This window comes from Allomesorhizobium aridi, from assembly GCF_043769475.1.
Taxonomy (GTDB): domain Bacteria; phylum Pseudomonadota; class Alphaproteobacteria; order Rhizobiales; family Rhizobiaceae; genus Allomesorhizobium.
Genome location: NZ_CP171729.1, coordinates 769,989 through 796,031, shown reverse-complemented (window position 1 = coordinate 796,031; position 26,043 = coordinate 769,989). Strand labels below are relative to the sequence as shown.

Annotated in this window: 26 protein-coding genes and 1 pseudogene; 9 read left to right on the top strand and 18 right to left on the bottom strand. The window is 62.7% G+C overall.

Annotated features, from left to right (window positions below):
* Positions 1-86: 86 nt before the first annotated feature.
* Together ACG873_RS05820 and ACG873_RS05815 are read right to left on the bottom strand one after the other, a co-directional pair.
* Positions 87-848, bottom strand: coding sequence for a peptidoglycan-binding protein (locus ACG873_RS05820; RefSeq protein WP_394890861.1), 762 nt, complete (start codon positions 846-848; stop codon positions 87-89).
* Entirely contained in the window at positions 823-2,616 is a 1,794-nt protein-coding gene (locus ACG873_RS05815) for a PAS domain-containing sensor histidine kinase (protein ID WP_394890860.1), read from the bottom strand. Before ACG873_RS05815 ends, ACG873_RS05820 begins: the two co-directional genes overlap by 26 nt.
* Before the next feature lie 441 nt (positions 2,617-3,057).
* On the opposite strand from ACG873_RS05815, the gene ACG873_RS05810 reads away from it, so the two are divergent.
* Both ACG873_RS05810 and ACG873_RS05805 read left to right on the top strand, forming a co-directional pair.
* Entirely contained in the window at positions 3,058-3,393 is a 336-nt protein-coding gene (locus ACG873_RS05810; protein WP_394890859.1) for a DUF5330 domain-containing protein, read from the top strand.
* Between the two features lie 126 nt (positions 3,394-3,519).
* A complete protein-coding gene (locus tag ACG873_RS05805) occupies positions 3,520-3,948 on the top strand; it encodes a SufE family protein (protein ID WP_394890858.1) in 429 nt (142 codons plus the stop codon).
* Positions 3,949-3,990: 42 nt separating this feature from the next.
* Here the strand turns inward: ACG873_RS05805 and ACG873_RS05800 are convergent, their stop codons facing one another.
* The 3 genes from ACG873_RS05800 to ACG873_RS05790 form a co-directional block, all read right to left on the bottom strand.
* The gene (locus ACG873_RS05800) at positions 3,991-4,638 is read right to left on the bottom strand and encodes a VOC family protein (protein ID WP_394890857.1); all 648 of its coding nucleotides are present in this window, start codon (positions 4,636-4,638) and stop codon (positions 3,991-3,993) included.
* Positions 4,639-4,810: 172 nt separating this feature from the next.
* The gene (locus ACG873_RS05795; RefSeq protein ID WP_394890856.1) at positions 4,811-5,575 is read right to left on the bottom strand and encodes a DUF6456 domain-containing protein; all 765 of its coding nucleotides are present in this window, start codon (positions 5,573-5,575) and stop codon (positions 4,811-4,813) included.
* A 28-nt stretch (positions 5,576-5,603) separates the two neighbouring features.
* Positions 5,604-6,026, bottom strand: coding sequence for a helix-turn-helix domain-containing protein (locus ACG873_RS05790; RefSeq protein WP_394890855.1), 423 nt, complete (start codon positions 6,024-6,026; stop codon positions 5,604-5,606).
* A gap of 216 nt (positions 6,027-6,242) precedes the next feature.
* Between ACG873_RS05790 and ACG873_RS05785 the strand changes: the two are divergent.
* Positions 6,243-6,530 (top strand): annotated as a pseudogene (locus ACG873_RS05785) (cytoplasmic protein); the annotation flags it as partial.
* 67 nt (positions 6,531-6,597) lie between these two features.
* Here the strand turns inward: ACG873_RS05785 and ACG873_RS05780 are convergent.
* Positions 6,598-7,026 carry a MucR family transcriptional regulator gene (locus ACG873_RS05780; protein ID WP_394890854.1) on the bottom strand — a complete coding sequence of 143 codons (429 nt, stop codon included), beginning with the start codon at positions 7,024-7,026 and terminating at the stop codon, positions 6,598-6,600.
* Between the two features lie 422 nt (positions 7,027-7,448).
* Positions 7,449-7,817 (bottom strand): SH3 domain-containing protein, encoded by a 369-nt coding sequence (locus tag ACG873_RS05775; RefSeq protein WP_394890853.1) that lies wholly within the window; start codon positions 7,815-7,817, stop codon positions 7,449-7,451.
* 119 nt (positions 7,818-7,936) lie between these two features.
* On the opposite strand from ACG873_RS05775, the gene ACG873_RS05770 reads away from it, so the two are divergent.
* A complete protein-coding gene (locus tag ACG873_RS05770) occupies positions 7,937-10,057 on the top strand; it encodes a S9 family peptidase (protein ID WP_394890852.1) in 2,121 nt (706 codons plus the stop codon).
* A 33-nt stretch (positions 10,058-10,090) separates the two neighbouring features.
* Here ACG873_RS05770 and ACG873_RS05765 read toward each other — a convergent pair whose 3' ends face one another.
* From ACG873_RS05765 to ACG873_RS05750, 4 genes are all read right to left on the bottom strand, one after another.
* Positions 10,091-11,041, bottom strand: coding sequence for a cytochrome c (locus ACG873_RS05765; RefSeq protein WP_394890851.1), 951 nt, complete (start codon positions 11,039-11,041; stop codon positions 10,091-10,093).
* 9 nt (positions 11,042-11,050) lie between these two features.
* Positions 11,051-11,488 (bottom strand): c-type cytochrome, encoded by a 438-nt coding sequence (locus tag ACG873_RS05760; RefSeq protein ID WP_394890850.1) that lies wholly within the window; start codon positions 11,486-11,488, stop codon positions 11,051-11,053.
* Between the two features lie 154 nt (positions 11,489-11,642).
* Positions 11,643-12,245, bottom strand: coding sequence for a superoxide dismutase (locus tag ACG873_RS05755; protein WP_394890849.1), 603 nt, complete (start codon positions 12,243-12,245; stop codon positions 11,643-11,645).
* A 111-nt stretch (positions 12,246-12,356) separates the two neighbouring features.
* Positions 12,357-13,235, bottom strand: coding sequence for a branched-chain amino acid aminotransferase (locus ACG873_RS05750; protein WP_394890848.1), 879 nt, complete (start codon positions 13,233-13,235; stop codon positions 12,357-12,359).
* A gap of 145 nt (positions 13,236-13,380) precedes the next feature.
* Here ACG873_RS05750 and ACG873_RS05745 point away from each other — a divergent pair, with 145 nt between their 5' ends.
* Together ACG873_RS05745 and ACG873_RS05740 are read left to right on the top strand one after the other, a co-directional pair.
* Positions 13,381-14,043, top strand: coding sequence for a haloacid dehalogenase type II (locus tag ACG873_RS05745; protein WP_394890847.1), 663 nt, complete (start codon positions 13,381-13,383; stop codon positions 14,041-14,043).
* A gap of 171 nt (positions 14,044-14,214) precedes the next feature.
* Positions 14,215-14,949 carry a L,D-transpeptidase gene (locus ACG873_RS05740; RefSeq protein ID WP_394890846.1) on the top strand — a complete coding sequence of 245 codons (735 nt, stop codon included), beginning with the start codon at positions 14,215-14,217 and terminating at the stop codon, positions 14,947-14,949.
* A gap of 238 nt (positions 14,950-15,187) precedes the next feature.
* Here ACG873_RS05740 and ACG873_RS05735 read toward each other — a convergent pair whose 3' ends face one another.
* The 4 genes from ACG873_RS05735 to ACG873_RS05720 all read right to left on the bottom strand — a co-directional run bounded on the left by ACG873_RS05735 (position 15,188) and on the right by ACG873_RS05720 (position 19,151).
* Positions 15,188-15,496 (bottom strand): high-potential iron-sulfur protein, encoded by a 309-nt coding sequence (locus tag ACG873_RS05735; RefSeq protein WP_394890845.1) that lies wholly within the window; start codon positions 15,494-15,496, stop codon positions 15,188-15,190.
* A gap of 73 nt (positions 15,497-15,569) precedes the next feature.
* On the bottom strand, positions 15,570-16,433 hold the full coding sequence (locus ACG873_RS05730; RefSeq protein ID WP_394890844.1) for a ferritin-like domain-containing protein: 864 nt from the start codon (positions 16,431-16,433) through the stop codon (positions 15,570-15,572).
* Between the two features lie 158 nt (positions 16,434-16,591).
* Positions 16,592-17,314 (bottom strand): RNA polymerase sigma factor, encoded by a 723-nt coding sequence (locus tag ACG873_RS05725; protein WP_394890843.1) that lies wholly within the window; start codon positions 17,312-17,314, stop codon positions 16,592-16,594.
* A gap of 265 nt (positions 17,315-17,579) precedes the next feature.
* The gene (locus ACG873_RS05720) at positions 17,580-19,151 is read right to left on the bottom strand and encodes a helicase HerA-like C-terminal domain-containing protein (protein ID WP_394890842.1); all 1,572 of its coding nucleotides are present in this window, start codon (positions 19,149-19,151) and stop codon (positions 17,580-17,582) included.
* Between the two features lie 284 nt (positions 19,152-19,435).
* Between ACG873_RS05720 and ACG873_RS05715 the strand changes: the two genes are divergently transcribed.
* Both ACG873_RS05715 and scpA read left to right on the top strand, forming a co-directional pair.
* Positions 19,436-20,878, top strand: a complete 1,443-nt coding sequence (locus ACG873_RS05715; protein ID WP_394893375.1) for a methylmalonyl-CoA mutase family protein — start codon at positions 19,436-19,438, stop codon at positions 20,876-20,878.
* Positions 20,875-22,998 (top strand): methylmalonyl-CoA mutase, encoded by a 2,124-nt coding sequence (gene scpA, locus ACG873_RS05710; RefSeq protein ID WP_394890841.1) that lies wholly within the window; start codon positions 20,875-20,877, stop codon positions 22,996-22,998. Before ACG873_RS05715 ends, scpA begins: the two co-directional genes overlap by 4 nt.
* Positions 22,999-23,075: 77 nt before the next feature.
* On the opposite strand, the gene ACG873_RS05705 is transcribed toward scpA, so the two are convergent.
* A complete protein-coding gene (locus ACG873_RS05705) occupies positions 23,076-23,543 on the bottom strand; it encodes a GreA/GreB family elongation factor (protein WP_394890840.1) in 468 nt (155 codons plus the stop codon).
* A gap of 20 nt (positions 23,544-23,563) precedes the next feature.
* Positions 23,564-23,755: a hypothetical protein gene (locus ACG873_RS05700; protein WP_394893845.1), complete on the bottom strand. Its 192-nt coding sequence runs from the start codon at positions 23,753-23,755 to the stop codon at positions 23,564-23,566.
* Here ACG873_RS05700 and ACG873_RS05695 point away from each other — a divergent pair.
* Positions 23,688-25,019 (top strand): TIGR03808 family TAT-translocated repetitive protein, encoded by a 1,332-nt coding sequence (locus ACG873_RS05695; protein ID WP_394893374.1) that lies wholly within the window; start codon positions 23,688-23,690, stop codon positions 25,017-25,019. The genes ACG873_RS05700 and ACG873_RS05695 overlap by 68 nt on opposite strands.
* Positions 25,020-25,021: 2 nt before the next feature.
* Here ACG873_RS05695 and ACG873_RS05690 read toward each other — a convergent pair whose 3' ends face one another.
* Positions 25,022-26,032 (bottom strand): asparaginase, encoded by a 1,011-nt coding sequence (locus tag ACG873_RS05690; protein ID WP_394890839.1) that lies wholly within the window; start codon positions 26,030-26,032, stop codon positions 25,022-25,024.
* Positions 26,033-26,043: the final 11 nt, after the last annotated feature.

Here is a 26,043-nt window from a genome sequence, read left to right as displayed (position 1 = left end):
CCATACCTCAACAGAGAGGACATCAGAGCCGGTTCAGCAAGGGGAACAAGTCTTGAAGGCACGGTGACCGGCGGCAATGCCCACCCTCAATTCGTCAGCCCGATTTCCTTCATCTTCCCATAAACCGCATGGTCCGGCTCGCCGGTTTCCGGCAATCCGAACAGGGACTGGAATTCCCGGATCGCCGCCTTGGTGCGCGCGCCGATCACCCCGTCAATCTCCATCTCGTCATTGCCGAAGGCTTTCAGGCCGGCCTGGATCCTGATGACCATGTCCTTGGGCGCCGTCGCGACTTCCTCGCGAGGCGCGGGCTTGGGCACGGCGCTTTCGCGCGGCGCTGGTGTCGGTGCAATGCCTGCTGTCGTCGATGGGGCGCCGAGCAGTTCGAGAAGCTCCGCGTCAACGTTGCCTGAAACCTCAAGGCCCATCTTGCGCCGGTAATCTTCGATCGCCTTGCCGGTGTTCGGGCCGGCTATGCCGTCGACCGTGCCATCATAAAAGCCGAGCTCCTTCAGGATCGCCTGCACCTGCTCGACCTGCGGATCGCCCTTCGGGCGGGCCGCGGCCTCGTCCGGACGCACGAGATGGATCGTCGTCCCCTGGTCCGTGTCATCGCGCGGCCAGTCGGCAGGGTCGAAATCGCGCGTGGCGAAAAATGCGCCGGGATGCGGGTGCGGCTGATACCATAGTGCATTCGCCGAGACATAGAGCAGCGTCACCAGGAAGGCCGTCGAGCCGCCCACGAACACCGGGTTGCGGGAGATCAGCCCGCCCAGGGCAGCGATGCCGCTGTTGAGGGCGTAGCCCCGGCCGCGGCTTCGTTTAGCCTGCTTTGCGGAGCGTGCCATCGGCCTTCTCTTTCGTTCTGCCGGGCATCGGCAGCAATTCCGCCTCGCCGCCGCTCTCGCCGGCCGGACCATCGACCGGCAGGCTTATCGTCACCGTGGTGCCCTCGCCGAGCGCGCTTTCGATCGACATCGTGCCGTCGTGCAGCGCCACCAGCCCCTTCACGAGCGACAGCCCGAGGCCCGTGCCTTCATACTGGCGCGTATAATCGTTCTGGACCTGCGAGAAAGGCTTGCCGATCGTGGAAAGGTCCTGCTCGGCAATGCCGATGCCGGTGTCGCTGACCCAGAAATGCAGGCGCGACCCGATCCTCTTGCCGCCTATCACCACCCGGCCGCCCTCCGGCGTGAACTTGACCGCGTTCGAGACCAGATTGATCAGCATCTGCTGCACGGCGCGCTTGTCGGCATGGATCTCGCCGGTTTCGGCCGCCACCTCGGCATGAAGTCCGATCTTCTTGTCCTTGGCCTGCAGGCTCATCATCGAGCGGCACATCTCGACGGCTTCGCGAAACCGGAAAGGCTCGGGATACATCGCATAGGAGCCGGCCTCGATCTTCGACACGTCGAGGATCGAGTTCACGACTTCGAGCAGGTGCTGCCCCGAATCGCGGACCAGACCGACATATTCCTTTTGTCGCGGGTCGCCGAACGGCCCGAACATCTCGTGCAGGAGCATGTCGGAAAAGCCGATGATGGCGTTGAGCGGCGTGCGCAGCTCGTGGCTGACGGCCGCCAGGAAGCGGCCCTTGGCGAGGTCGATCCCATCGTTGGCGTCCACCGCCTCGGCCAACGCCTGCCGGAGTTCGGCCATTTCCTGATTGTCACGCACCAGGGCCACGAACGCCTGTCCGCCCGGATCCCGGCGCAGTTCGATGGTGAAATGCCGGTGGTTGTCGCCGGGCATATTGCCGCCCTTTTGCGGCAGCCGAATGCGGACCTCCACTTTCCGGCTTTCCCTGCCTTCGCGCAGGTCGGCGAGCGCGCAGAGGTAGCCGACCCGGTCGGCGATATGGATGCGGTCGAACAGTCCCGTGCCCAGAAGCAGTTCCGGCGGCAGTTTCAGGATTTGGCGGGATTTTTCGGTGGCGTCGAAAATGTCGCCGCCCGGGGCGATCCTCAGAACCACGGCGTCGATAATGTCCTCGAGCCTTGGGGCGGCGATCTCGTCACGAGCGGCCACCGTTTTGCCAGCAGCCGGGGCCAGCCGCGCCAGCAGCGTTGCCGCATACGCCATCGGAACCAGCCAGTGCCAAAGGGCGGGCGAAGCGCCGCCAAACGAAAGCGCGGCCTGCAGCGCGAGAGCGGCCACAGCCCCGGCCCCTCCCCAAACCGCCGCTTTCGCGGTCCGCCCTGTCCAGTATGCCTCGAACGGCAGGGCCAGCACTGTGAGCGCCATCGGCGAGGCAAGCCCCCCGGCAGCCGCGGTCAATGCCGCGATCGCCGCGATGCCGGCGACAAGCGCGACGATCCCGGCCGCCTTGTCCCTGCCCGTCGCCGCCGCCAGCAGCGCGGCGAGCCACGCCGTCCCGCAGGCCGCGCAGATGAACGCCAGCGTGACTGCAACGCCGAGATACGGCGGCAAAAGCAGGCTTGCCGCGGCAGCCGCAAGAAAGGGAGAGGCGAGCAGCACGCCGATCAGGCGGCCATGGCGTTGGCGTTCGCCTTCACCCGCCGCCGACGGGTGGACCAGCCTGTCGCAACCGGCGGCGATTGCGCCGAGCACGTCGCTGTATCTGGCCGCCAAAAAACTCACTCGACGCACTCGCATTAGCCGGGTTCACCGGCCGGTTCTGGTTGAGTTCGAAACTCGCATTGAGCGTTTAAGGAATGGATAAGCGCATCGCCGGACCACCCCTGCTCAAACCGAAATATTGGATCGTCGGCGCATAAACACAGGGCGAATTGCTTCCATGGTAAACAGAGGGTTTAGCCTTGCAGGGCGAAACGGAACGCGGCCCGCGCCGGAAAAAACGAGCTTGCCTGGCGGAAAACTTCAACAAGATCAGCTGGTTCGATGGTTAACCGAACCTTAACTGCTCCGTTAAGGTCCAAATCGAATTGTCGGTGACGGCTGACGCTTAAAATTTGAATGAAATTTTCCAAAAATGCCGACTGAAGGCGCAAGCGCCGGTTTGCATGCGCGTGTCATCATGATGGCATAAGGAAAGAGGCCGCCGGCTAAGGCGGCCCTGCAGATGAGGGCAGTCAAATGGGTTTTCTGGTTCGGATGGCATTCTGGTTTTCGCTGGTATTGCTCGTCCTCCCGCTGGACCCGGGCGGCACGGCGGACGGCGTCACCAACGTCAGCCCCGTTCAGGCATTTCTCGCCGCGCGCGAGGCCGTCGGCGATGTAACCGGCATCTGCGAGCGCAAGCCCGACGTGTGCGAGACCGGAAAGTCGGCCATGCATACAGTCGGCGTCAGAGCGCGCGAGGCTGCCCGCATCGCCTTCGAAATGCTCGACGAGAATTTCAGCGAACCCGACACCGCCACGACGACCGGCGGCATTCCGATGCCCAAGGCAGACGTTGCGGCCTCGGATTGAGCCGCCAAACCCCTTATCTTGCGGATAGATCGCATCTGGATTTTCGTCGTCTTGCGCTGCCTACGCCCGAGTCTCCTTTGTCTTTTTGCGTGACGTGGCCGCGCCCAATCACTATATCGACGGCAAATGACGACCACGATCGAAACCATACGCGACGACTTCTCCTTCCTTGACGAATGGGAGGAGCGTTATCGCTACATCATCGAACTCGGCGAGGCGCTGCCGCCCTTCCCCGACGAGGCGCGCGACTCTGCCCACAAGGTGCAGGGTTGCGTCAGCCAGGTCTGGCTGGTGACGCACAAGGGCTCCGGCCCGGATCCCGTGGTCATCTTCCAGGGTGATTCCGACGCTCATATCGTCCGCGGCCTCGTCGCGATCATGCTGGCGCTGTTTTCCGGCAGGCGCGCCAGCGAAATCATGGCGACCGACGCCGAGGCGCTCATGCGCTCGCTCGGCCTCGACGAGCACCTGACGCCGCAGCGCGCCAACGGTCTGCGCTCGATGGTCAAGCGCATGAAGGGCGACGCCCAGGCCGCCCTCGCCGAATCGGCCTGATTTTTCCCGGGTGTGTTGAAATTCGGCAGGCGGATATTTCGCCTAGCCGCTTGGGCCTGCAAAAAGCAGCAGATTGCCGTCAGGATCGGTAATGATGAAATCTCTCGCGCCCCACGGCTCGCTTTTGAGCGGCTGAAAAAAGGTAACGCCCGAAGCTTGAAATTCGAGGAAGAGTTTCTTGATTTCGTCCGCCGTCGCGACGGGAAACGAGGCGGAAAGCAGTTGCTCGCGGATGCGCAAGTCGGCCTCGATCACCGGCCCTGCGACGCATCGCAGGTTGAGACGTGCGCCATCGCGCTTGATTTGCGCATAGAACGGTGGCTCACCATACATAAATACGGTGGCGAAACCGAGCTTGCTGGTGAAGAACGCGCACGAAGCTTTGATATCGGCGACGAATAGTTGTGGTTCGGCGTCGACGATGACAGCCTTGGCGACAATGGTTTCTGCATGGTCCGACATGGTTTCCAATCCTGTCTTGAGCGCTTGCCAGCTCTCGAACCCCTGCTGCCTTGCGACCAGTTCCTGTGCATCGCTCAATTTGAAGCTCTGCGCGAGAATTTCGGAATCGGTCATCCGGCCATAGCGAGGCAATTCCGATCTGATCTGCGCCGCGACCGGGTAATAGCGGTCACGATGCCAGCGCAAGATGAGCTTGGCCTGCTTTCGGAGGTTTTCGAGGTTCGGCATGGGCGCACTACGATTGACGTTGCGTAGGTGGGCATTGCCCCTTCGGCCGTCCGCCGATGCGCCCTACATGCAGCAACATCAGAGTGCCGATTTCCCAAATATTCGTCAACGGGGGTTTTGGAGGATTTAGGCATTGGCACCATTTGCAGGCCGGCATCACCCGAATATCACCCTAAAGCGACATCTTCGGCCGGTAGCCTTCGCTTCCCCAATGAAGCGTCTGCCTTGAGTATCTGGAGGCAGGCGGGCTGTAGTGCCGGCTCAGTACGCCGAGCGCGGTCTTCAAGATGATCTTGGCCGAGCGCACCGGCCAGCCGCGCTCGCGCTCCACCAGTTCCAGGCCCTTCAGAAAACAGCACACGTCGATCAATACGCCGGAAAGCTCCGGGCCGACCGCGGCAATCGCCGCGTCTACGCGCTGGCGCGCCGCAAGTGCTGCGTCGGTCAGGTCGGCCAGTCCGCCGCCTTGGCCGCGAGCACCGGAGGCCACGCTCGCCTCCCAGTTCGCGCCGAGCCTCGGCATGATCCTGCCCCGCGTGTAGTCGGCGCGCAGGCGCTCTCCGGCGCCGAATTCGGTCGCGCTCAGAAATGGCCTGCCGTCCGGCCCGCGCCGGCGCATCAATTGCCCGAGCGGCGATTCCGAGAGGTTCACCATCGCCAGCCCCGGCTCGCCGCCGGCGTCGACCTGCCTCATCTCCAGATCGCGATGCTGGTCCTGGAAGCGGTTCCGGTCCGTCCTGCCTCGGTCTGCAGTCCTTGTGTCCTCCGGCGCGACCGAAAGACGGGCGCCCTTCCGGACCAGAACGCCTTCCTTGGCCATCGCCGCCAGCACAGCCGCGTCGACCGCGATCGTCCCGCGCTCGCCGGCGTCCAGCAGCACCTTGCCGGCATTGGCCGCATCCCGCGCCACCGCCGGGCCGCTCGACAGAAATGCCAATATCCGTTGCCTTGCCCTATCGGCCATTTCAGAGCCCCAGCCGCGTGCGAAATGCGGCAAACGCCACCCGCTCGGTTTTGGCGACGAGCCTGTCGAAATCCTCGTCGTCGCGCAGGTCCTCGACCAGATGGCAGGCATGAAGCACCGTTGTGCGGTCGCGCCCAAAGCCAAAGCCGACCTCGTTCATGCTGAGCCGCAGAACCACGTGGCTGACATACATCGCGATCTGGCGAACGCGCGACACGCCCATCTCGGTGCGACCGCCCCGACGGAGTTCCTTCCCCGGCACATTGAACAGTGCCGCCGTGATGTCGATCATGGCCTCGCACAGTTCGACGGCGCGCTCGCCACGGGAGCCTCTGATGGGCTCGGCAGACCGGACCGGAACGCGCCCTGGCCGCCGCTCCTCCTGGATGATCGCTTTCCTGACCGTCGCCGATGTCAATTGCACTGAACTTATCCTCCCCGCATGATAGGAATAAGTTCTTATATCGACTGACGAGCACCCTGTGAACAAACAGGGAACTAATATTCCGCACTGAAAATGCCAAGCCTTTGGAATGACAGCGATTTTTCGTTCCGTGCTGCGACAGAGGCGCTTATTTTGTCCCCACCCCCGGCGGCGCGCCTAGCCTGAACGCATAGACGCCAACGGGAAACACTCGCCATGCACGGCTTTCGCCAGGAAACCGAAGACTTCAAGACACGGAAATCGCTGGAAACGGCGCATGCCCGGCAGATCGCCGCGCTCCACCTTGCCTGCGGCATCGATCTGTCGGAGGCGCTCAGCGCCGGGCCAGCCGAAAAACTAAGGCTTGCCGCCCGTCTCGAAAGGGCGATCGAGCGCGAGCGCCTCAAGGGGCTCCGCCGCCACTGGAGCTACGACCTCAACCGGCACATAGCGTTGAAGCAGGGGCTGGATCGGCTGCGAGGCACAGAGGCTGCGCCGCGCCGGGCAACGGCCGGAAAGCAAAACGGCGCCCAAAGGCGCCGTCGCAAGATCTCTGCCGGACTAGAGCCGGTTATCTGGCCGCCTTGCGCTTGCGTCCAAGACCCATCTTCTTGGCCAACTGCGAGCGGGCTGCCGCGTAGCTCGGGGCAACCATCGGATAGCTGGCGTCGAGCGACCACTTCTCCCGGTACTGGTCGGGCGTTAGGCCGTAGTGAGTCATCAGATGCCGTTTGAGCGACTTGAACTTCTTGCCGTCTTCAAGACAGACGATGTACTCGTCGTGAACGGACCTCTTGGGATTGACCGCCGGCTTCTGCTTGTCCGCAGGCGGCTGCTCAGCGCCGCCGCCGACGCGACCGAGCGCCGAATGCACGTCAGCGATAAGATTGGGCAGTTCGCCGACCGGAACCGGATTGTTGCTCACATAGGCAGCGACAACATCGGCGGTGAGCTCGATCAGCATCTCATGATTTCGGGCAGGCGATTCCACAGTGTCCATATTATTCGGGCCCCAACTAAGCTAGATTGTCGCGCCCCTTTATGATACCGGGGCAGTTTGCGCTGCTTGGCGCGGGCAAATTCCCACGATCTGCGCTGACATGTCTTATCGGACACATCCTGAAGTAAGTCAATTCATAATTTTCGTATATATTAGCGACAGCTCTAGTCATTCCAGATATTCACCAGCCAGTTGTAGTGCCGCAACCGGTTAGACAAAACCCGAATTTCACTCGTTGCAGCAACATTACGCCGCGTCACCACAGCGCTATATATTTCCCTGCCGTGGATTCAGCGGCCAGCCGTGCTGGCCCGACGTTCTTGCAAGCGGTGCTAAATGCCCGATTCGGACCCGCGGGACCAGCCGGATCTGTCCATGGCGCGATTTCCGCTGAAACTTCAAGGCCGACTGTGCCCTGCGCTTCAGTGCGGCGTGATGTACTTTCCGTAGACCCAACCGGTGACGAAATTGCCGTTCTGGGCCGGATCGTGCCAGATTTCGCACCAGCGATAACGGACCGCCTGTTCCTGCTTCCATGCGGGCTGATTGGAAATTTCGAGCAGGTTGCCCCCGCCGGTGCATTTGCCCGTCATCTGCAGCACTGTTCCATAGGGATAGGCGGATTGCTTCTGCGATGTGCCGGCGGGATATTTCCGGACGTTCAACGTATCGCCAAACTCGACATTCGCGACTTCCCAGGCCGCGAAAACCGTCGCCCCGGACTGGCTTGCGCTGACGGCGACAGTGAAAAATGCGGCCAGCGCCGCGGTACCCCCCAAAAGCCTATTCATCTATCCCTCCTCTGGCGAACCGGCTAAACCGGACACGCTGAACCCTATATTTCCGCTCTTGAACGCGCCGTGACGGGCGTATTCATTTGCCATTCAAGAATGTTCCGAAGCGAGTTGCAATGAACAGTACATTCCCGAAGATCGCTCCTCCCGTAACCGACGAACGCCCGGTCTCCGACACAAGGCACGGCTTTACCCGGGTCGATGAATTTGCCTGGCTGCGCGCCGAAAACTGGCAGGAGGTATTTCGCGACCCGTCGGTGCTCGATCCCGCCATCCGCGACCATCTGAACGCCGAGAACGACTATCAGAAGGCTCTTATGGCCGACACCGCCGACCTGCGGCAGGTTCTGTTCCAGGAGATGAAGGGCCGCATCAAGGAGGACGATTCTTCGGTGCCGATGAAAGACGGACCGTTTGCCTACGGCTCCTCATTCAAGAAGGGCGGCGAGCAGCCGCGCTACTTCCGCACGCCGCGCGACGGCGGCGAGGAAGACATCATCCTCGACGGTGACGCGGAAGCCGAGGGCAAGCCCTATTTCCGCATCGGCGGCGTCGACCATTCGGCCGACCACCGCCGGCTTCTGTGGGCCTTCGACGACAAGGGCTCGGAGTTCTTCACGCTGCGCGTGCGCGAACTGTCTGACGGCAAGGATCTTCCAGAATTGGTTCCGGACACCGGCGGCTCCGGCGTATGGAACGCGGACGGCGACGGCTTCTTCTATACCCGTCTCGACCAGAACCATCGTCCGTCGAAGATATTTTTTCATGCGCTGGGCTCGGAGCATGCCAGCGACCGCCTCGTCTATGAAGAATCCGATCCCGGTTTCTTCATGAGCGTCGGGGGCACGCGCAGCAACGAATGGATACTCATCGGCATCAACGACCACGAGACCACGGAATACCGCCTGCTGAGCGCGAAGGATCCGTTGGCCGCGCCGCGCCCGGTGCAGCCGCGCGAAACCGGGCTGCAATACGATCTCGAGGAAGGCGGCGACATCTTCTTCATTCTGACCAATGCCGACGGCGCCAAGGATTTCAAGATCATGACGGCGCCCGCGAGCGACCCCGGCCGCGCCAACTGGACCGAACTCGTCGCCCACGAACCGGGCCGGCTGATACTGTCGCTGCTCAGCTTCAAGGATTTCCTGGTGCGTCTGGAGCGCAAGGACGGCCTGCCGCGCATCGTCGTGCGCGACCGCGCCAGCGGCGAAGAGCACATGATTTCGTTCGAGGAAGAGGCCTTTTCGCTGGGCCTGTCCGGCTCCTACGAATACGACACCGACACTATGCGGTTTTCTTATTCGTCGATGACGACCCCCGCGCAGCTGTTCGACTACAATATGCGCTCCCGCGAACGCACGCTGTTGAAGACGCAGGAAGTCCCCTCCGGCCACGACGCCGCCGACTATGTGACACGCCGGCTGATGGCGCCTTCCCATGACGGCGAGTTGGTGCCGATCTCGCTCATCCATCACCGCGATACGCCGCTGGACGGCACGGCGCCCTGCCTGCTCTACGGCTACGGTTCCTACGGCATCGCGATCCCCGCATCGTTCAACACCAATTGCCTGTCGCTTGTCGATCGCGGCTTCGTCTATGCGATCGCGCATATCCGCGGCGGCAAGGACAAGGGCTACGCCTGGTACGAGGACGGCAAGCGGGCGAAGAAGCAGAACACATTTCTCGACTTCATCGCCGCCGCAAACCATCTGGTCGGCGAGCGCTATACCGCGCACGACCGGATTGTCGCCCAGGGCGGGTCGGCAGGCGGCATGCTTATGGGCGCCGTCGCCAATATGGCGCCAGACGCGTTCGGCGGCGTCATTGCGGAAGTCGCCTTCGTCGACGTGCTGACCACCATGCTCGACGACACGCTGCCGCTCACCCCGCCGGAATGGCCGGAATGGGGCAACCCGATCGCATCAGTCGAAGACTACAGGACGATCGCCGCCTATTCTCCCTACGACAATGTCGGCGCACATGATTATCCGCCCATCCTCGCCGTCGCCGGCCTCACGGACCCGCGCGTAACCTACTGGGAGCCCGCAAAATGGGTCGCCAGGCTGCGAGCCCGCAAGAAGGGCGACAATCCGGTGCTCTTCAAGATCAATATGGATTCCGGCCACGCCGGAGCATCCGGACGCTTTTCGCGGCTGGAGGAGATCGCCTTCAACTACGCGTTCGCGCTGAAAATTGCCGGAAAGGCTTCGGCCGCGCCGTTCGGCCGTACAACCTGATCATGACCAAGGCCGCGCGGCATACCGCACGGCTCATCCGCCCGACGGCTGCCGCGCCGGATAGCCGTTGGGACGCTGCGGGACGGCCTTGAGATAAGCTGCGATCGCCGCCCGGTCGTCGGGCGTGAGTTGGGCGATGTTCTTCTGCACCTCGACCATAGAGCCGCCGACCGAATCGAAATCGGGCGTAAAGCCGGTCTCGAGAAAGCTGGCGATATCGCCTTCGGACCAGCCGCCGATGCCACCCTCGCCCGATGTGACGTTGGGAATGACGCCCGTGCCTTCGGCTGCGACAGCGCCGGCAAGCCACTGCCCCTTGTCCGCGCCGCCTGTGATCGAACGCGGCGTATGGCACTCACCGCAATGGCCAGGCCCCTCGACCAGATAGCGGCCGAGCAGGACATTCTCCGGCGTGCCCTCCGCCATAGCGATGACCGGATCCTCACTGACGTAAAGCAGCTTCCAGAGGCCGATGCCGCGCCGGAAGCTGAACGGAAAGCTGAGCGTACGATCCGGCGCCCGGCCGGCAACCGCGGGCAGCGTCTTCATGAACGCGTAGAGATCGCTCACGTCTTCCGGCCTCATCCTTGCATAGGATGCATAGGGAAAAGCCGGGTAATAATGATCCCCCGAAGGCGAAACGCCTTTCAGCATGGCGTTGGCGAAATCTTCTTGCGACCACCCGCCGATGCCGTCATTGGCGTCCTGCGAAATGTTCGGTGCGACGAACGTGCCGAACTGCGTTTTTAGCTGCACGCCGCCGACCAGTTGGAGCCGCGCTTCGCCTTCGGATTTTGGCTTGGCGTGACACGAGGTGCAGCCACCGGCCCAGAAAATGCGTTCGCCTCTCTCCGCGTCGCCGGATCCGAGCAAAGCCTCGGTCTCGGCATCGATGCGAGCAGGCTCGGTCAGGTACCAGAATGCCAGCCCGCCAACGCCGGCCGCAATCACGGCGGCGACGGCGAGCTTTCCAGGCAAATTCATAGGTTGGCGTCAGCCCTTCTTGATCCGGAACGCCTCGTGGCAGCTTGAGCAGCTTTGCCCGATCGCGGCAACCTGCGGCTTCAGCGCCTCGAGATCCTGGGCCGGAGCGGCGGCGGCCTCGGCCGTGACGGCCTTGAACTTGTCCACAGCGGCCTGGAAGCCGGCCATGTCTTCCCAGATTTTCGGGGAAGCTGTGGTGTCACCCTTGTCGCTGCCCGGCGGGAAGGACGCCGCGACATCGATCGCCTGCACATTATTGTTGAGCGCGGTCAAAGCCGCCATGACCGCTGCGGCGTCGAAATCGGCCTCGCCCTGGACCATCTTCACCAGCACGCCGACCTGCTTTCCGTTCTCCTTCATGACCGCCTTGCGGTCGGCGATCACGTCGGCGAACGCGGCGGTGGTAGCGAGCGCAATTGCGGAAACGGCAATAACAAATTTCTTCATTGAGTGACCCCTGGGTTGCAAAAGGACTGCCTTGGGAAAACGAAAACTGCCCGAAAAGCTTCCAGCCTGCCTGTCACGCTTCCGTGATTTCCGCGTGATCGAGAGCGCGCCCGAAAAAGAAAACCCCGGACTTGCCGGGGTTTTCTTTTTCGTTTTACGCGCTGGCTTTTTCGTACATTTCCAGGACGTAGTCCCAGTTGATCAGGCTGTCGACGAACGCTTCCAGGTATTTCGGCCGCGCGTTGCGGTAGTCGATGTAATAGGAGTGCTCCCAGACATCGACGCCGAGGATCGGCGACGCGCCATGCACGAGCGGGTTCTCGCCATTCGGGGTCTTGGAGATGGCGAGCTTGCCGTCCTTCACCGAAAGCCAGGCCCAGCCGGAGCCGAACTGCGTCGTTCCTGCGGCGATGAAATCGGCCTTGAACTTGTCGTAGCCGCCGAGGTCGCTGTCGACAGCCTTCTGCAGGGCGCCCGGAAGCTTGTTGCCGCCGCCGCCCTTCTTCATCCATTTCCAGAAATGGATGTGGTTGTAGTGCTGGCCGGCATTGTTGAAGAGGCCGGCGTTATTGCCGAAGGACTGCTTGACGATCTCTTCCACCGACAGGCCTTCCATGCCGGCTTCGGCAGCCAGCTTGTTGCCGTTGTCGACATAGGCCTTGTGATGCTTGTCGTGGTGATATTCGAGCGTTTCCTTGGACATGTAAGGCTGGAGCGCCTCGTAGTCGTAGGGCAATGCGGGCAATTCAAAAGCCATGGTCGTAACTCCTCGGTGGCAATGTTTCCGGCGCAGCCGCCGGATTTGAGATAGGCTGGAATATTGCTGCGACAACTCCGCGACAGGCGCCCTCGCCTCTTTTTTATCGGCTTAGCCGACGGGAGCCGAATGCGCCCACTCCCAATAGAGTTCCCGCGCCTTCTTGGCTACGGGCCCGGGCTGCAGGTCGCGATCCTCGATCCTGGTCACGGGAACCACCTTGGAGTGGTTGCCGGTGGAAAAAATCTCGTCGGCTTCCATGAAATCGCGCACCGAAAGCGTGGTCTCGGTAGTGCGGAAGCCGTAATCCGCCAGCAGCGCAATTGTGCGCGCACGCGTGATTCCCGAGAGGAAAGTTCCGTTCGGAGCCGGCGTGAAAACGTGGCCGTCCTTGACCAGGAAAATATTCGACGTGCCGGTTTCGGCGACATTGCCGAGCAGGTCGCGCACCAGCGCATTGTCAAAGCCCCGCTGCTTGGCTTCCAGGATTGCCCGGCCATTGTTGGGGTACAGGCAACCGGCTTTGGCGTTGGTCGGCATGGTTTCCAGCGTCGGGCGGCGGAACGGTGAAACCGTCACCGAAAAACCCGTTGGCGGGATCATCGGCGCTTCATAGAGGCAAAGACAGAAGCGGGTCGATTCCGGGTCGGCCGGAACACCCATATAGCCACCATGCTCGGCCCAATACATCGGCCGGACATAGACGGCCGTCTTGCCGTCGAATTTTTTCAAGCCGTCCCATGCCAGGCCGACGATCGCCTCGATGGCCATCGTCGGGTTCAGGCCGAGCGAGACCGCCGACGCGTTGACGCGCGCGCAATGCCGGTCGAGATCAGGTGACACGCCCTCGAACCACCTTCCGCCGTCGAACACGCTGGTGCCCAGCCACATTGCGTGGCTGCGCGGACCGATGAGCGCGACATTGCCCTCATGCCAGTCTCCGTCGACATAGGTCCAGGTCGTCGATTGCGCGGGCGTCGATAAGCTCATGTGAAGTCCCAAATCTGTGCGGCGCAATGGAAGACGCTTTGTCCCGCGCCGTCAACCGCCGAGCCGGAGGAATTGTTGGGGCCAGAACCGGCGTTCAGGCGGCGCGAGACTTGCGTCCGGCCTCGCAATGGTGAACCAATCTGGAATGCGCCACGCCGCCTTCGTATTCGACGCCTATGGCACGCTGTTCGACGTCCACGCAGCGGTGCGGCGGCATGCGGCCGCGATCGGCCCCGAGGGCCAGTTGCTGTCCGACATCTGGCGGGCAAAGCAGCTCGAATATTCCTGGGTCCGCAGCCTCATGGGCTCCTATGCCGATTTCTGGCAATTGACCGAACAGGCGCTCGACTTCGCCTTCGATAAGGTGCCTTCGGCCGACCGGTCGCTGCGACAGGACCTGCTCGACGCCTACTGGCGGCTCGACTGTTATCCCGAGGTGCCGGCGGTGCTGAAAGCGCTCAAGGCGGAAGGCGCGCGGCTCGCCATCCTTTCCAACGGCTCGCCGGCGATGCTGGAGGCGGCCGTCCGTTCGGCAGCGCTCGATACCGTGCTCGACGACATCTTCTCCGTCGACCAGGTCCAAAAGTTCAAGACCGACCCCTCCGTTTACGATCTGGTGGCGACGAACTGGCGTCTTTACCCAGATCTGATATCGTTCCAGTCTTCCAACCGCTGGGACATCGCCGGCGCGGCGAAGTTCGGTTTCCGCACCGTCTGGGTCAATCGCACCGACCAGCCCGACGAATACCGCGATCACCCGCCGGCGCTTATCCTGCCCTCGCTCGAAGGCCTGCTCGCCGGCGCCTGACGCTCGTTGCTGAATTGCAACAGCGGCTGGCAGACACATCTTCGCCCTTCTTTTTTCACCCTCGCGACAGATCTGGAACCGCCTATCGCGCCCCGAACGGGAGGAACGCGTTCACGCATTGTTGCGAGGTCGGAATCTATCCATCCCGGCCTCGGGAATTAAAAGGGCATCATGAGCATCACTTCAGTTTCTTCCTCCCAGTTTACTCGTCGGCGGTTTCTTGGCGCAGCCGCAACCGGCGCGGCGGCGCTGACGGTTTCGGCATGCACCAGCATGCCCCACTACGCCGGGTTCGACCCGGTGCAGATAGCGCCCACGCCCGAAATCGAGCCTTCGCTCGGCAGCTACGTATCGATGTACGCCCCTGTGATCGACGAGGGTTACGAAATCCCGGGAATACCCATTGAGAAGGTCGACGAGCGCTACTACCGCCAGATCGTCCAGGATCCGACCGGCGAACAGCCAGGGACGGTGGTGGTCGATACGGCGAACCATTTCCTCTACCTCGTCCGGGAAGGCGGACAGGCGATGCGCTACGGCGTCGGCCTCGGCCGCGCCGGCTTCGAATGGTCCGGCCGGGCGGTCATCCAGTGGAAGCGTAAATGGCCGAAATGGACGCCGCCCGCCGAAATGATCGGGCGCGATCCCAAGCTGGAAATCTACAGCGCCGCCAATGGCGGCATGCAGCCGGGGCTCATGAACCCGCTCGGCGCGCGCGCCCTCTATATCTTTCAGGACGGCGTGGACACGCTTTACCGCGTGCACGGCTCGCCGGAATGGAACTCGATCGGCAAATCGGTTTCGTCAGGCTGCGTCCGGCTGATGAACCAGGACATCATCGACCTCTACGATCGCGTCCCCAACAAGACGCCGATCCTGGTCACGTCCGGCATTCCGATGGCCTGAGGGGGTCAAGCAGTTGGCGCCGTCGCCGCCAACTATTTGTGAAAATCTGACGCTTGGTACCGGAGCCGAAATACCTGTTTTCGACCCTGGCGGAAATTCGGTTGGGCTTGGTCGAATTCATGCTCATGACCCTAGGCAGACGCTTGCCGCCGGCCGGCCAACGTCCGCTCCGGACGCGGAGGCTGACGTCGCGTTGCTCCCGCCCGAGACATAAGGCGGGAGACCGCAACTTGTTGCATCAAGCCGGCAGCGCTTCGTAGAAACGGCACCAGCCGTTCGGGCTGATTTCACCAGTGACGATTTCACACCCGTTTGGCTTTTGGAAGTGAGTACATCCAGCGCAGCGTTGGCCGCGATTCGGGGTATCCTGGTAAGCCGCCTCCGCCTTGGAAGTCTTTCCGGCTGCCATCGGTCGAGACATGCAGGCCGAAAGGCCGCCGGCGCTGGCAATCGCCGCACCGGCCACAGAAACTCTCAAGAAGCTGCGGCGAGACAGCACTCGGTTTGAAGCAGCCGATCCGTGGTTCACATCATCATCTTTTTTCATGGTTTCTCTCCGAGAGCAGCCGCTGTCAGGCCGCTCGGTTTCCGGCGGCCCGTCGTCACTCGTCGCAAGCGGTTCAGGTGCTCTTGAGCGTGCCGTTCATGCCTTCCGGATAGAAGCCGCCCTTGCTCACGCCTTCCTTGTCGGTGAGGTAGACGATCCGGAGCACATCCTGCGGCGTTCTGGTGAACGCGATCGCATCGGGCGTCGAAGGAACGATGTTGGCTTTGCCGTCCACCTGGATGCCCTGGTCCTTGTCTTCTGATCCGTCGATCTTGTCCCGGGCATCGGAGACGGCGTTAGCCGCCTTCCAGGCTTCCTCTCCCTTCCGGTATAGCGTCGATCGCGCCATTCCCATGTGGTAGGCCTCGACCGCCAGGATGCCTGCGGCGGCGGCGAGGAAGTCCTTGTTTTTCAGAACTGTCGCCGCACCGGCATAAGCGGTGACGCCGACATCCTCAAACAGCATGCCGCAAAGCACGAAGTTCGTTTCGTTGCCGAAGGGATCGAAGTCCGCACCGAGACCAGCCGCTTCCGCGACGGCCTTGAACCCCGCGTCGAAATCGATTGCCGGCCGGTCAACGGCGTTGGCTCCAAGCGTCTTGCGGTAGAAGCGGACGTGCGCGAGTTCGTTTTCGGCGACTTCCTGCATGAATTCGCCGATGGCGGGCGTCTCGAACGAGACTTGTTTTCCACCAACGACGTCGCCGGGTTTCGGACCGACATCGGCTGCGTCGATGCCTTTTCCGGTGGTGCCGCGGAGGTAGTATTCAGCCTCCATATATTCGAGGTTGAGCGCAAAGCGGAAAATGTCCTCGTCCGATATGTCCTGTGCCAATATCGGAGAAGGCCGCGCGATTCTGCCGAGTGCCGCTCCGGCACCGAGTACGACAAGTCCCTCAAGCGACTGACGCCGGGATAGGTGAAATGCGCCCTGCATGGCGGTCTCCTATGTTTGTTGATTCAACACCGCTGTCAGCACCGCGGCGCCGAATGCATTTGCCTGACGATTGGATGGTCCGGGCCGCCAAAATATTCCCGCGTCCCGCTACACCAGCCCCGCGAAAGGAGCCGGCGTAATCTCGGCGTGGACGGCGTCTACGTGCGCTCAGTCGCCGCGTTCAACTGATGAGCATCCTTTTGAACCAGGCGGATTGCGAGCCGATCTAAGACTGATTGCGCGAGGCGGTCACAACGGGCGCCAGCGAAGAGAAACGTATCCGTGAACACGGTGGCGAGCTTGTCCCGTAGCGCCTCGCGGAGCAGCCGGCGTGCGCGAAAAAGACGGGTGCTCACTGTCTGAGGTCGCAATGCCAAAAGAAAAGCCGTTTCCTCAATGCTCATTTCCTCGACGTCCCGCATGACAAAGACGATGCGAAAGGGCTCTGGCAAGCCACCGACGGCTCGCTCCAGGAGGCTGCGGATTTCAGCGAGAGCGGCCGCCTCTTCGGGATCAGGCTTGTGAGCACTGAACGGAGCGACCATGCCTTCGATGGCTTTCACGTCGACGGTGGGCCGCTTTTTCCGGCGGCGTCCCAGCGCCTCGTTCAGCGCGATCCGGGTGAGCCAGGTCGACAGCCGCGCCTCCGCGCGGAATTCGGCCAGATGGGTGAAGGCGTGGATATAGGTCTCCTGAAGTACGTCCTCCGCCTCGGTGTCGTCATTCAGGACGGCGCGGGCGACCCGGTGAAGCCGCTGATTGTGACGCTTGATGATTAACCAGAATGCGGCGGGGTCACGCTGTCGCGCGTGTTCAACCAGCCCCGCGTCGTCGAGGTCCTCGATCCTCACTGCCTCGGTGAATCCGGTCGGCTTCATCATAGGCGCTCCAGATGCATCAGCTTACTATGAGATAAGCGTTTTCCGGGTTTTCGGTCTGCAGCCCGGTGGAGACTTGGGACTCTAGCGGAGCAGAGATCTGCTCGCCAGTAGAACGGACCTCGTTGTGGAGCAGTTCCATCGTCCGGTTTTGGCGCTGACTGCCGGTTCCGATGGGCAAAACGGACGGCAGCTTTCCGCCCAAAGCGGAGTCTGTGTCAGGTACCAAGCGTCAGATTTTCATCGTTAGGATCAGTGCTTCGCGGCTTCAGAAGCCCTTTTTCAGGCTGCCGAGAATGCCGCGTACCAGTGCGCGACCGACAGACGAGCCGACCGAGCGCACGACCGACTTGATCGCCGCTTCGGCGACCGTCTGGCGGTTCGATGCGCGCGGCCGAGGCGCGGAGCGGGACCGCGAATTGCGGGACGGCGCGTAGTCGCCGTCATCGTCGTCGCCGAACCCGGGAATGGTCCAGCGTGAACGGCCCGTATCCTCCTGCTCGCGCCCTTGCGCTTCCTCCTCGGCCTTCAGGGCGTCGGCGGCCCGCCTCTGCAGCAGTTCGAAGGCGGATTCGCGGTCGATCGTCTTGTCGTACTGCCCCGACACCGGGCTTTCGGCGACAAGCTTCCGGCGCTCTTCGGGCGTGATCGGCCCGAGGCGCGAAGATGGCGGGCGAATCAGCGTCCGCTGCACCATGGACGGAACGGCTTTGGCCTCAAGCGTCGAGACCAACGCTTCGCCGACTCCAAGCTGCGTGATCGCCTTGGCGCAATCAAAATCCGGATTTGGCCGGAAGGTGTCGGCGGCAGTCTTGACCGCCTTCTGCTCGCGCGGCGTGTAAGCGCGTAGCGCGTGCTGGACGCGGTTGCCGAGCTGGGCGAGCACCGTCTCGGGTATGTCCAGCGGGTTCTGCGTAACGAAATAGACGCCGACGCCCTTGGACCTGATCAGCCGCACCACCTGCTCGACGCGGTCGACCAGCGCCTTCGGCGCCTCGTCGAACAGCAAATGCGCCTCGTCGAAGAAGAACACCAGTTTCGGCTGGTCGGGATCGCCGACTTCCGGCAATTCCTCGAAAAGTTCCGACATGAGCCAGAGCAGGAACGTCGCATAGAGCCGCGGGTTCATCATCAGCTTGTCGGCGGCGAGCACATTGATCGCGCCGCGACCGTCGCGCGTCGTGCGCATGATGTCGGCGATCTTCAGCGCCGGCTCGCCGAAGAAGTGCGTCGCGCCCTGCTGTTCCAGCACCAGCAGCGACCGCTGAATGGCGCCGACCGAAGGCTTGGTCACATTGCCGTAGCGCGCGCCGATCTCGCCGGCCCGATCGGCAATATTGGCCAGCAGCGACTGCAGATCCTTCATGTCGAGCAGCAGAAGCCCTTCTTCGTCGGCGATCCGGAAGGCGATGTTCATGATGCCTTCCTGCGCTTCGGACAGGTTCATCAGCCGCGACAGGAGCAGCGGCCCCATTTCCGAAACGGTCGCCCTGATCGGGTGGCCCTGCTCTCCGAACAGGTCCCAGAAGATGACCGGGAATTCCTGGAACTCATAAGGGTCGAGTTTTATCGCCTCGGCGCGCGCAACCAGGAAATCCTTCGCTTCGCCCATCATGGCGATGCCCGACAGGTCGCCCTTTATGTCGGCGCAGAAGACCGGCACACCGGCATTGGAAAAGCCCTCGGCCAGGATCTGCAGCGTCACCGTCTTGCCGGTGCCGGTAGCACCGGTCACCAGCCCGTGGCGGTTGCCGTATTTCAGAAGCAGTTGTTCCGGCTGCTGGTAGCTGTCGTCCGGCTTTCGGCTCGCGCCGATAAAGATGCTGTCTTCTCCCGCCATGAATTCAGTCTCCGGAACCGGCCTAAAAGGGACTTGCGACGTTGCAGCGTCCGAACCGGTATAGTGGCGCGGTTGCAGCGCCACAATGCCGTTCGGATAAAATGCCTGATCAAGGGTTGCGGAGGGCGGCGGGGTTTGGCAATCCAGAATCGGATCGCAACGCTAATTTTGGCCGCGATCCGCGGGCAACAATGACAGGCGGGTTCGGAGCGCATTGCCGCGCACCGCTTCCGGCCATAAGATTCGATTTGGGGCGAGGCAGGCGGCAGGAAGAAGGAATGCGCATGGACGCCGAAGATGCGATCGGCACTGTCAAGTTCCCGGCGGTCGATAAAGAACAATGGCTGGCGCTTGCCGCAAAGGCCCTGGCCGGCATGTCTTTTGAAGAAGCCCTGGTTTCGCACACCGACGACGGCATTCGCGTCGAGCCGCTCTACGAGCGCGCTACCCAGTTCAAGCCGCTGACGCGCAAGGACCCGCAGGCGCCGTGGACTATCGTGCAGCGTGTCGACGATCCCGATCCCGCCCGCGCCAACGCGCAGGCGCTGGAGGATATCGCGCAAGGCGCTACCGGCCTGTCGCTGGTGTTCGAGGGCGCTCCCAACGCTTTCGGATACGGCTTGCCCGGAACGGCGGAAACGCTGCAGGCCGTTCTGGAAAACATTGCCCTCAACCGCACTCATCTCAGGATCGACGTTCATCCGGCGAGCCGGGCGATGGCGGATTGGCTGGTGGCGCTGCTGACCAAGCGCCGGGCCGATCCGGCCAAATTGCGCCTGTCGTTCGGCATCGATTCCGCCGCCATCTTTGCCGGCACCGGCCGTCTGCGCATGTCGATCGAGGCGCTGCAGGCGTCGATGCCGCAATCGCTGGCGCATTTCTTCGCGCTCGGCGTACCGGGCGTCCTGCTCGAGGCGGACGGCCGGGTGTTCCACAATGCCGGCGCCACCGAGGCGCAGGAACTCGGCATCGTGCTCGCCGCGGCGGTGTCGCACCTCAAGCTGTTCGAGCAGGCGCGGCAGGCGCTTATCTATGCCGCGCCGCATATCGGCTTTTCGCTCAGCGTCGATCAGGATCAGTTGCTGTCGATGGCCAAGATCAGGGCGTTGCGGAGGCTCTGGGAGCGGGCGCAGCAGGCCTGCTCCATCCCACCCTCGGCGGCCGCCATCCATGCCGAAACGTCTTACCGGATGATGACTGCAAAGGACCCTGAAACCAACATATTGCGCACCACGCTCGCCGGGTTTGCTGCGGCGGCCGGAGGCGCGGATTCGATCTCGGTTCTCCCGCACACGATCGCGCTTGGTCTGCCGGACGCGTTTGCCCGGCGGATCGGGCGCAACACGCAGCTTATCCTGGCGGGAGAAAGCCATGTCGATTTCGTCGCCGACCCCGCCTCCGGGTCGGGAGGCATCGAGGCTCTGACGACAGCGCTTTGCGACGCGGCGTGGAAGGAGTTCCAGAGGATCGAGGCCGAAGGCGGCATACTGGCCAGCCTGTCCGAAGGCCACATCCAGAACCGCGTCCTGGCTGCCCGCGAGGCGCGCACCCAGGAATACCGTGATGGCAAGCGGGTGCTGGTCGGGACCACGCTCTATCCGGCGAAACAGGAGGTGCCGGTCCGGACGCTCGAAGCCAAGCGACGCCCCTTGCCCACCGACGGAGCGGCGTTCTGCCAGCGCCTGGACGCCATGCGCATAGACGAATTGCTAGAGGTTGCCGGATGATCCCGGACTTCACCAGGATTGCGTGGTCCGAACCGAAGGCCGGCACGTCGTCGAACGACGCCGAGACATGGCTCACGCCTGAAGGGATCACCGTCAAGCGCACCTACGGCAAAAATGATCTTGCCGGGCTGCCTTATCTCGACACCTATCCGGGTGCGGCGCCCTTCATTCGTGGCCCCTATCCGACAATGTATGTCCAGCAGCCCTGGACGATCCGGCAATATGCCGGCTTCTCGACAGCCGAGGAATCCAACGCCTTCTACCGGCGCAACCTGGCCGGCGGCCAGAAGGGGCTCTCCGTCGCTTTCGACCTTGCGACACATCGCGGCTACGACAGCGATCATCCGCGCGTGGCTGGCGACGTCGGCATGGCCGGCGTAGCGATCGATTCGATCCTCGACATGCGGCAACTGTTCGACGGCATTCCGCTCGACCAGATGACCGTTTCGATGACGATGAACGGCGCCGTGCTGCCGATCATGGCGCTCTACATCGTCGCGGCGGAAGAACAGGGCGTGGCGCAGAAGGATCTCGCCGGAACCATTCAGAACGACATTCTGAAGGAGTTCATGGTCCGCAACACCTACATCTATCCGCCGAAGCCTTCGATGCGGATCGTTTCCGACATCTTTTCATACACTTCGACGCATATGCCGAAGTTCAACTCCATCTCGATTTCGGGCTACCACATGCAGGAAGCCGGGGCGACGGCCGACCTCGAACTTGCCTACACGATCGCGGACGGCATCGAATACGCCCGCGCCGGCGTGGCGGCGGGTCTCGACATCGACCGCTTCGCGCCGCGCCTGTCCTTCTTCTGGGCGATCGGCATGAACTTCTTCATGGAAGTCGCCAAGATGCGGGCGGCGCGCCTGCTCTGGGCGGAGCTCATCCAGAAGAACTTTTCGCCCAAGGATCCCCGCTCGCTGTCGCTGCGCACCCACTGCCAGACCTCCGGCTGGTCCCTCACCGCGCAGGATCCCTACAACAACATCATGCGAACAATGCTAGAAGCGATGGCCGCCACGCAGGGGCACACGCAGTCGCTGCACACCAATTCCTTCGACGAGGCGCTGGCGCTGCCAACAGACCACTCCGCCCGCATCGCCCGCAACACGCAACTGATCCTGCAGAAAGAGTCCGGCACGACGCGCATCATCGACCCATGGGGCGGATCGGCCTTCGTCGAGCGCCTGACGCACGATTTGGCGGCAAAGGCGCTCGGCCATATCGAGGAGGTGGAGAGACTGGGCGGCATGGCGGCGGCGGTCGAGAAGAGCATCCCTAAGCTGCGCATCGAGGAGGCTGCGGCGCGCACCCAGGCGCGCATCGATTCGGGTCAGCAGGCGCTTGTCGGGGTCAATGCCTACCGGCCGGAAAAGGACATCGAGGTCAATGTCCTCAAGATCGACAATGCCGAAGTGCGGGCGCGCCAACTCTCGAAGCTCCAGCAACTGAAAGGCACGCGTGACGTCGCGGCGGTGGAAGCGGCGCTGGACGCGCTGACAAATGCAGCTCGATCGGACGGCAATCTGCTCGAATTCTCGATCCGCGCCGCCCGCGCCAAGGCGACCGTCGGTGAAATCTCGCTGGCTCTCGAAAAGGCGTTCGGCAGGCACGTCGCTTCGGTTCAAACGATCTCCGGTGTCTATCGCAAGGAGATCGGCCAAAACGCAGCCGTCGACCGCGTCCAGGACAAGATCGCAGCCTTCGAGAAAAAGGCGGGCACAAAGCCGCGCATCCTCGTCGCCAAAATGGGACAGGACGGCCACGACCGTGGCCAGAAGGTCATCGCCTCCGCCTTCGCCGATCTCGGTTTCGAGGTTACCGTCGGCGCGATGTTCCAGACCCCGGAGGAGATCGCCAGGCTCGCTGCCAACCACGATGTGCACATAGTCGGCGCTTCGTCGCTCGCGGCCGGCCACCTGACGCTCATTCCGGAGCTTCGCGAAGCCCTGAAGAAGCTCGGCCGCGACGATATCAGGATCATTGTGGGCGGCGTGATCCCGCCGCAGGACTATGACGCAGTGCGGAAAGCCGGCGTGGCCGAGATATTTCCGCCGGGCACGGTCATTCCGGAGGCGGCTGAGAGGCTGCTGGATGGGTTGTTGGTCGATTAGGCTGTATGCCAAGGTCGCCCTGCTTACCTGAAAGGCAGTTGCAGCGTCACCGGGTTGCCAGTTCGCAATAGAGGTTCCTACCCAACCTCCACAATTTCCCATTCCTTACCGTTGACGACCGCGAGGTCGCCTACCTTCTTGCCGAACAGCGCCTGCGCCATCGGCGAGACATGCGAGATCATGCCATGCGCGGCGTCGGCCTCGTCCTCGCCGACGATCTTCCAGGAATGGCTCTTTCCGTCCTCGCTCTCGATGGTCACGGTCATGCCGAAGCGAACGACCTTGCTGTCGGGCTCGGGCACCGAGACCTCCGCGCTTTCGCGCCGGGCGTTCCAGTAGCGCAGGTCGCGCGAAACCAGCGCGATACGCTCGCGATCGCTTTCTCTTTCAGCCCTAGCCAATTCTTCGCGCAGGCCGGCGACCACCCTGTCGATGGCGGCGAAGCCTTCCGGCGTCACCAGGTTGCGGTGTGCACTTACCGGCCGCTCGCCAATGTCGGAAAGAGCGTTGTCGTTGTCGTCTCCGCGCGTGAAAGCCCTGCTCATCAAGGGAGCCTAAGCCCGGCCTAGCCGTCGCACAACCCCCGCCTGCTGCGTTGGTACGTTTCCTGCGTGTTGGGGCAAAATATCACCGGAATTGTACCGATGTTGAACAGACGCAGTTTTTTGAGCGCTACGGCGGGCTTCTCAATGGCGGGCCTGGCCATACCTCTGAGCACCGCGGCTTCGGAACTTTCCGGGATCAGGATGGCCGCCATGCGCGGTTCGATCAATGCCGGCGAACTTGGCCTGCGACCCGGTGCTTTTGACGACCAGAGCAAGGCTTTCGCGAAAATGCTGAAGGAGGCCGCGAACCGCGACATGCCGGTGTTCCTGCCGCCCGGCGTCTACATCGTTTCCAACCTTGCGCTGCCGCGCAATGTCCGCCTCAGCGGCGTTCCTGGCGCGACCCGCATCATCTATGGCGGCGACGGCCATCTGATGCTGGCCGAGGAAGCCGGACATGTCGAGCTTTCCGGGCTCCTTCTCGATGGCGCAAACCGCTGGATCGGCGACCATGCCCAAGGGCTGTTGGATCTGCGCCGCGTCGGCCATCTCGTCGTTGAAAACTGCCAGGTCATCGGCAGCGGCAAGAACGGCATCGCCCTCGAACGCGTTGCCGGCCGCATCGACCGGTCGACGATATCAGGCGCTGCAGACGCCGGCATCTATTCGGTTGAAGCCGTGCGTCTCGACATCACCGGCAACAGCGTCTCGGATTGCGCCAATGGCGGCATTCTGGTGCATCGCTGGCAGATCGCGGACGACGGAACGATCGTGACCGGAAACCGCGTCGAGCGCATTGCGGCGCGCAACGGCGGGACCGGCCAAAATGGCAACGGCATCAACACATTCCGCGCCAACAGCGTGATGGTTGCGAACAATTCCGTTTCGGATTGCGCTTTCTCGGCGATCCGCGCCAACAGTTCAAGCAATCTGCAGATCGCCGGCAACAGTTGCATGCGCAGCGGCGAAACGGCGCTCTACGCCGAATTCGCTTTCGAAGGCGCGATCATCAGCGGCAACATCGTCGACGGCGCAGCGAACGGCATATCGATCGTCAATTTCAACGAAGGCGGGCGCATGGGCGTCTGCTCCGGCAATATCGTGCGCAACCTTTCGACGGAAGGCCCCTACCCCGCCGACGCCCCAGGCTTCGGCGTTGGCATCACGGTCGAGGCCGATACCGCCGTCAGCGGGAACATGGTCGAGAACGCGCCGCTATACGGCATGAAGATCGGCTGGGGCCCGTTCATGCGCAACGTGGCGGCAACCGGCAACGTCATCCGCAAGTCCGGAACCGGCATTGCGGTTTCCGTGGTCGAAGGCGCCGGCTCGGCTGTCATCGCGGACAATGTCATTGACGGGGTGCGAAATGGCGCGGTCATAGGACACCGCTGGTCCGAACCGGTCACCGCCGACCTTGCCTTGGGAAATCCTGGCTTTCCTCACCTTACAGTCGAGCGCAACCACGTCAGCTGAGTTCAAATGCCCAGCAAGGCCGCGGTCGGGCGTATGGAGCCGACTTCCGCGCCGATCCGGCTTGTGATCGGCTGATTGGCTAGCCTGTCCAGCCTGGCGGAGAGGATTTCGTCGCGGCGCAGCAGCTTTGCCAGTACAGTTGCAATCATGGCTTCGGCCGCCCTGCCGGCGCCGTCGTCGCATTTGAGCGCAATGCCCAGGCCAAGTTCCGGAACAGCGCCACAATAGACGCCCTCGGCTCCAATTTTCACGAAAATACGGCCGGGCGCAGCTTGCATCAGCGCCGTGTCGGCCCGGCCAGTCCCTGCGACATAGAACGGCTCGGCCATGCAGGCGGCGAACAGGCGCTTCGCCGCCTTGGCGCGCTCGGAAGACAGTCCCTGTCCGGTAGCCATCTTCGCAAAGCCCTTAGCGAGATTTTTCAGCGGGATCGCATAGGTCGGGATCGAACAGCCGTCCGTCGCGCGATTGTCGGGACTGTGCGGAGCGCCGGTCACGTCCTCCATTGCCTCGCGCACCATCTCCTGGAGCTTGTGGCCGGCGGCGACATAGCCGCGAGGGTCGATCCCTTCATGGGCGCAGGTGCAAATGAAGCCGGAGTGCTTCCCGGAGCAATTGTTGTGCAGGCTGCTTGGTGTCTTTCCGGCGCGGGCGAGCGCGATTGTCGCCTCGTGACGACTGGGCCAGTGCGCTCCACATTCGAGCACAGCTTCGCCCAGGCCGGCCTTCGCCAGCATCGATCGGGCGAGTTCGGCGTGCGCGGCTTCGCCGTTGTGCGACGCGCAGGCCAGTGCCAATTCTCTGTCGCCGAATCCATATGCATCGGCCGCACCGCTTTCGACCAGCGGCAGCGCCTGGATCGCTTTGACCGCCGAGCGCGGAAACACAGGGTGGTCGGTGTCCCCCATCTCCCACACCGATTTGCCGCCTGCCTCGAATACGGCAAGCGCGCCGCGATGGGCGCTTTCGACAAGACCGCCGCGCAGGACTTCGACGAGAACCGGATTTGTCACGAGGTCACCAT